A 6,513-nucleotide genomic window follows, 5' to 3' on the forward strand; every position below is an offset into this window, starting at 1 on the left:
GGATCTAATCGGGGGACAGAAGGGGGATCTAATCGGGGGACTTTAACGGTAGCATTGTTTTACTAAATCTAATCGACAGATCGAAAAATCGGCAAAACGGTTAGAACTCACATCTTGCACCACTCGCTGTCTTCCCGCCTTGGATTAAACCCAAAGTTACCGTAGGGTGAGCAATACCCACCTCCATAGAGTTGGCTAAGGCTAAAGCCCTGACTACGAACCCAGAGCGATCGCGTAAAATATTAAAAACCGTTTGTTATACCAGCTAGGATGGCTCAAGACTGGGTAAAACAGAAGACTAGAACGAGTAAAGAGCTACAATCCATAACCTATTATGGGATTCTGGGGGTACACCCTAGCGCATCTGCTCTAGATATCCGTCGTGCCTATCGGGAACTGAGTAAACGTTACCATCCCGATACCACCGACTTACCAAAAGAAACGGCAAAGACGAAGTTCCAACAGCTTAATGAAGCCTACGCGACTCTGAGTAGCCCAGAACGGCGAATCCTGTATGATCAGACTATTCGCTATTCTCGTGTCAACGTCATTCAACCTCCACCCGGATTGAACCGTCCCGTTGTGCGATCGCGAGTTGATCATTCATCCTCGGCTTACCTTGACCCCACAGACCGTCCCCTCTCCGCGGGCGAGTTATTTGCCCTATTTATTTTGGGGATAACTTTCGTGGGATGCTTGGTACTGGCAATTGTAATTGGCTTAACCCGAGGAGAAAATGCCTTTCAAGTTTCTGGGATATCTCTATCCAGTCGAGTCACCACGCCACCGATAACTCAACTACAGCTAATCCCGCCATATCCCCCTTCTAACCAACTTTTCTCCCCATCTAATCCACCGTCATTCCCTGTTTTTGTTCCATCCCTCAATCTATGAAAACTTCTATGGTACTTCCTGCATCTGACACTCCCCTCTATAACCACCCCCTTCCTGAAATCGAAAATTGGCTCCGTTCTCAAGGATGTCAACAAGATAGCAACGAACTCAATTGCTGGCGTGTGGAACGACCAAATTGGCAAGCCGAACTCTGTCTAGAAGTTGAGGAATTAGCCGTGCGTTACATTAATGCAGCCGAAGGACGACGTGACATTATGCGTTCTTTCAAGTATTCCCTCAGTCGCGAAGATGTAGAAGCCGCGGTTTTCTCTGGTCCTTGAGGGACTTACATAATATCCTGTCTAGTCAAACACCCTTAAAAAAATGCCTGAAACGATGGCTTTTACAGTATGGCAATCATGGACAATCATCAGGATATGAGATGAAAAAAGTATCAAAAATCTCACGCGACTTAATGAGTATCCTCTTCACCCATTAGCTTCTGGGTCTCATTAGTATTTCATTAGGGGCTGATTTTTGCTCCTTTCAATCTGTTTTTTTGTTGCCAACTCAAAAAAACTAATGCGATGAATGCAAAAAGAATCAGGAATGCTCGCCAATGGTTCAATATCGGTATATTCAGAGGACGTATAAATCGTTGAGGGAAAAACATGAATAGTAGAGTTATCACCGCTATAGCCAATAACTTTTGACGATGGGCGATGTGTAACCAGAGACTACTGATGAGTGGAGCTAATAAAACAATTTCAGGATTATGTGCGTACACCAAGCCAATTTGAATCGACACCAATATTCCTAGAATGTCATCAGAGCAAAGCCTAGACTGACCCAGCCAAAATAAAAAAGTCAGTACGGCTCCTCCTAGCATTAGTACAAAAGGGTCTGGCATATTCAGTCCGACAGAAGCAAGAGCGCTCGGTACACCCGTTACCTCTTGAGAACCTAATGTGTTAGCTGGGGCTGATTGATAATTTGAAAATATTTCGATCTCATAAGGGTTTTGACCATTCAAGAAGAGTTGACCAGCAGTGTAGAACCAACGGAAATCTGAACGTTCTGTTCCTGTTCCACGTCCTACACCCCATACACCAAAAGCATATAGAGCAGCTATGGAAATAACAAGAACTGTTATACCAAAAATTCCAGCAAATTGCTGTTTTTTCCCTCTAATTGAAAAGTTAAACATAGTCTAAATATAAATATAAATATCTAAATTTTTTGATGTTGTTGGCAAGGGCTACTTATGTACGATTTTTGAGGGGGTTGAGCGCTAAAACCACTACCGAATAAGGATTGACGCTGGGTGTAGTACATTTGCACGAGGGGACTTCAGATTAACTGGGTGAAAGATCCCTTCCCGACGCAGGGAGGGTTTCAGACTCCTCCCGTGTCGGGAAGGGGGCTGGGGGGTTAGGTTTTCCGAATTCGCCAAAAGTATAGCAACCGCCATTTGAATAATTAATTCAAAACTGGAAATTCTAACACCATGCCCTCGATGGTCGCGAAGGGTCAAACCTTACCAAAACGCCGTTCTCGTTTCTGATAAGCAATTAAAGCTTGATGAAACGCTTCGCGGTCAAAATCGGGCCAAAAAGCGTCGGTAATATAAAATTCAGCATAAGCCATTTGCCAGAGGAGAAAATTCGACAAACGCATCTCTCCACTAGTGCGAATCAGCAAATCCGGATCACCAATATTGGCAGTATAAAGATGGCGAGAAAACAGCGATTCGTCAATATCCTCCGGTTGAAGCTGACCTTGTTGAACCTGAGTCGCAATTGTCCGACAAGCCTGCAAAATTTCTTCCCTTCCACCATAATTAGTCGCCACGGTAAATTGAATCCCGGTATTATTTTGCGTTTGAATCATTGCCCGTTCGATTTGGTTTTGCAGGGATTGGGGTAGCGCTGTTAAATTCCCCACAAACTGAATGCGTACATTCTCCTCCATCATCTCTTTGAGTTCTCGAATTAACACCCGCTCAAACAGCGTCATCAAAAACTCAACTTCTTCGATAGGACGTCCCCAGTTTTCTGTAGAAAAGGCATAAGCAGTCAGGGCTTGGATACCCCAATCATCACAACAGCGCAACAACTGCTTTAATGTATCTACGCCTCGGCGATGACCCATAATCCGAGGAATGCCTCGACGTTTTGCCCAACGACCATTGCCATCCATAATCACCGCCACATGTTTGGGTAGGCGTTCCTGGTCGAGATCGCTTGGTAATTCTTTTAGGATCGTTTGCATAATAGTTGTATAATAATAGTCATTTCTTTTTTCGAGAAGTCGATGATGGCAGACGGAGCAAACGCGAAATGAGTAGCCGTCCCTGAGACTTGACTTGGCGACCTAAACTGCGTAAACCGGGGGCAACTGCCTCACGGTCAACCGCTGTCGAAAATCGAGCCTCTAACAGTTCTTTGAGTTTACTACTGGTTAAAGGTCGATTGAGTCCGCCCCGTTCAGCCAATGAAATCGAACCCGTTTCCTCGGATACAACGATACAAAGGCAATTTTCCACCCGCTCAGTAATTCCCATAGCCGCCCGATGGCGCGTACCCAGTTGTCGTGAGGCTGTTCGCTCTGACAGAGGTAAAATGACGCCCGCTGCTGCTACGCGAGACCCCCGAATCAATACTGCCCCATCATGGAGTAACGTCGTCGTCTGGAAGATGGTTTGCAGCAGTTCTTTCGACAGTTCAGCATTTAACTGTACCCCTGGTACAGAAAAATCTCGCTCATCAATGGTTCCATTCGTCTCCATTATCATCAATGCGCCCGTTCGATTTTGGGATAATTCTTTAACCGCATCGACAATTTCATCAATAACGCTATCTGCTTTAGGCATAGGGCGGCGTTGGGATTGAAACAACTGCCGAATTTCTCCCCGCCCAACTTGTTCGAGAAAGCGGCGAAATTCTGACTGAAAGATTACAGCCATCGCCACAGCCGAACCAACCACCAATTTTTCTAACACAAAACTCAACAGGGTTAATCCTAGTCGATTACTGACCGCTGCCGCTAGCATCAAGACGATTAGCCCTCGAACCATCCACAAGGTACGACGCTCCCCGATAATGAGGAGAACCATATAGGTGAGGGCTAGAACCAATCCGACATCAACGCTTTGCAGCAATAAGGATTGAACCCAGCCAGAGTCAGGAAAAGAACCCGACGACGACGCAGGCATTGAACTTAATTAAACGTTTAGCAACTGAGAGCTTGACTCTGGCTTGATTGTAACGAGATTAGGCAGGGAGTTGCGACTGATTTGTTATTTGTCATTCGTCATTCGTCATTTGTCATTCGTCATTCGTCATTTGTCATTCGTCATTCGTTTACTCTCCTATCTCCCTCATCTCCCTCATCTCCCCCATCTCCCCCATCTCCCTCATCTCCCTCATCTCCCTCATCTCCCTCATCTTCCCCAGCTCCCCCAGCTCCCCCAGCTCCCCCATCTTCCCCATTCCTCATCCCTCACCCTGGGATACAAGTCGTTTCGGTAAATGATCCATGCGGATTAAGTCTTGATAGGTTTCTCGCTGCACAATTAATTCAGCCTTTCCATCCTTAACTAACACCGCTGCAGGTCGAGGTACACGATTATAGTTAGACGCCATGCTGTAATTATATGCCCCAGTTCCCATAATCACGAGCAGATCCCCAGGTTGGGTTTCGGGTAATTGGGCATCCTTGAGTAAAATATCCCCGGATTCGCAATGTTTACCCGCAATGGTGACGGTTTCGGTTATCGGTGCTGACATGCGATTAGCAACGACCGGACGATAGACCGATTGATAAGTAATCGGACGTGGATTATCAGACATTCCCCCATCAACCGCCAGATAGGTTCGCGTTTGCGGGATCTCCTTGCGGCTGCCGATGGTATATGCTGTCACACAAGCAGGTCCAATAATCGATCGCCCCGGTTCTGATAATAACCTCGGTAAGGGCAACTGTTGCTGGTTACAGGCATTAACCACGGCTTCACAAACCCCCTTAACCCAGGTGTCAATCGTGGGGGGATCATCGTCTTCGGTATAGCGAATTCCCAAGCCGCCGCCGATATTGAGTTCTTGTAGGGATAGATTGAACTGAGAGGCTTTCTGAAGATAATCGACCAAAACCGCCCCCAGGTCTTTGTGCGGTTGACTCTCAAAAATCTGTGACCCAATGTGAGCATGTAAACCAATACAGTCAAGAATAGGATTTTGGCTAATAAAGGCAAAAACCTGATCGAGACTGTGGGGATCAAATCCAAATTTGCTATCCAGATGACCCGTGCGAATATATTCATGGGTGTGACACTCGATCCCAGGTGTGATCCGAATCATGATCCGAACCTTGGTATTCTGAGATGTTTTTTGGGCCAAATCTGCTAGAGTTTCTAACTCCAACCGATTATCGACAACAATAGTACAATTGCTCTCCATTGCGAGCTGGAGTTCAGCGATAGACTTGTTATTGCCATGGAAATACAGCTTATCGGCGCTAACTCCGGCTTCTAATGCTGTGTAGAGTTCGCCTCCGGATACGACATCAACACCCAAACCTTCCGATGCCGCGATCGCACAAATCGCTAAACAATTCCAGGCTTTTGAAGCATACAGTACTAAGGTATCTCCGGAATAGTAACGGGCAAAGGCATCCCGATATTGGCGGCAAGCTGTCCTTAGGGTGACCTCATCTAAAATATAAAGGGGAGATCCAAATTCCTCGATTAAACCCTTGACATCACAACCACCAATTTCTAGACAGTCTTGGCTGTTAACGGTGGCGGTAAGCGGCAACAGTGCCTGATTGGGCGAGCAATAATCATCGGGATTGGAGTTCGCTGAGAGATATCGCTGTCCAGAGTTTTGCACCTGAGTGGAGTCAGTCAATCGCATAATGTCGTGATCATCCTTGATATGGATATGGGCAGGTACACCAAAAGCGTCCGTTACTTAGTGTACAATTGAGTGCTGTGACTGTCTTAGAGTTAAAGCCGCTAACCACAGCACAACTGAGTGCGGCTGTTGATTTAGATAAAGTATGTTTTGGCGGGCTGTGGACGCGGTCGGGCTACGAACGAGAGTTAAATAGCCCGAATAGTCAATTAATGGTTTTAGAAGCACACAACGGCTGGGATCAGCGCCCATTGGGTTGTCATTCAGCCGTTGTTATGCCACCCAATCTACTGGGGGAAGATTTACCCACGCACTCCCCTTTACCGAATGGCTTAGTGGGTTTAGGTTGTTACTGGTCAATTCTGGAGGAAGCGCATATTACAATTTTGGCGGTGCATCCAAACTACCACCATCAGGGACTGGGGCAATTTTTACTGTATGCCTTACTCAAGGATGCTAAACAACGTCAGTTGGAGTGGGCAACCTTAGAGGTTAAACCCTCGAATCACGCTGCCTTGTCTCTATACCAAAAGTTTGATTTTATTCAAGCCGGACGACGCCGAGGATATTACCAAGATACGGGTGAAGATGCTCTGATTCTGTGGCGAAAGGGGTTACAACAGCCGGAATTTGAGCAAATCCTGCAAGAACGCTATGAGCAAATCGTCTCCCGCTTAACCCGTCAGGGTTGGCAACTATTCAGTTATCTGTGATTGGTCATTGGTCATTGGTCATTGGTCATTGGTCATTGGTCATTGGTCATTGG

The 6,513-nt window shown here is 46.3% G+C and carries 8 protein-coding genes; 3 read left to right on the top strand and 5 right to left on the bottom strand.

Annotated features, from left to right (window positions below; translation table 11 throughout):
- Positions 1-270 precede the first annotated feature (270 nt).
- Positions 271-894 (top strand): J domain-containing protein, encoded by a 624-nt coding sequence (locus ACLFWI_RS24540; protein WP_446415092.1) that lies wholly within the window; start codon positions 271-273, stop codon positions 892-894.
- Positions 895-902: 8 nt separating this feature from the next.
- On the top strand, positions 903-1,175 hold the full coding sequence (locus tag ACLFWI_RS24545) for a DUF3143 domain-containing protein (RefSeq protein ID WP_446415099.1): 273 nt from the start codon (positions 903-905) through the stop codon (positions 1,173-1,175).
- A 182-nt stretch (positions 1,176-1,357) separates the two neighbouring features.
- Here ACLFWI_RS24545 and ACLFWI_RS24550 read toward each other — a convergent pair whose 3' ends face one another.
- From ACLFWI_RS24550 to lysA, 5 genes are all read right to left on the bottom strand, one after another.
- Entirely contained in the window at positions 1,358-2,041 is a 684-nt protein-coding gene (locus tag ACLFWI_RS24550) for a hypothetical protein (RefSeq protein ID WP_446415093.1), read from the bottom strand.
- Positions 2,042-2,364: 323 nt separating this feature from the next.
- Positions 2,365-3,105, bottom strand: coding sequence for an isoprenyl transferase (locus tag ACLFWI_RS24555; protein WP_446415094.1), 741 nt, complete (start codon positions 3,103-3,105; stop codon positions 2,365-2,367).
- Between the two features lie 19 nt (positions 3,106-3,124).
- A complete protein-coding gene (gene cdaA, locus ACLFWI_RS24560; RefSeq protein WP_446415095.1) occupies positions 3,125-4,048 on the bottom strand; it encodes a diadenylate cyclase CdaA in 924 nt (307 codons plus the stop codon).
- Between the two features lie 148 nt (positions 4,049-4,196).
- Positions 4,197-4,325, bottom strand: a complete 129-nt coding sequence (locus tag ACLFWI_RS24565) for a hypothetical protein (protein ID WP_446415096.1) — start codon at positions 4,323-4,325, stop codon at positions 4,197-4,199.
- 3 nt (positions 4,326-4,328) lie between these two features.
- Positions 4,329-5,747, bottom strand: coding sequence for a diaminopimelate decarboxylase (gene lysA, locus ACLFWI_RS24570; protein ID WP_446415097.1), 1,419 nt, complete (start codon positions 5,745-5,747; stop codon positions 4,329-4,331).
- A 77-nt stretch (positions 5,748-5,824) separates the two neighbouring features.
- Between lysA and rimI the strand changes: the two genes are divergently transcribed.
- Positions 5,825-6,460, top strand: coding sequence for a ribosomal protein S18-alanine N-acetyltransferase (gene rimI, locus ACLFWI_RS24575; protein ID WP_446415098.1), 636 nt, complete (start codon positions 5,825-5,827; stop codon positions 6,458-6,460).
- Positions 6,461-6,513: the final 53 nt, after the last annotated feature.

Source organism: Coleofasciculus sp. (assembly GCF_046539235.1).
Taxonomy (GTDB): Bacteria; Cyanobacteriota; Cyanobacteriia; order Cyanobacteriales; family Coleofasciculaceae; genus Coleofasciculus.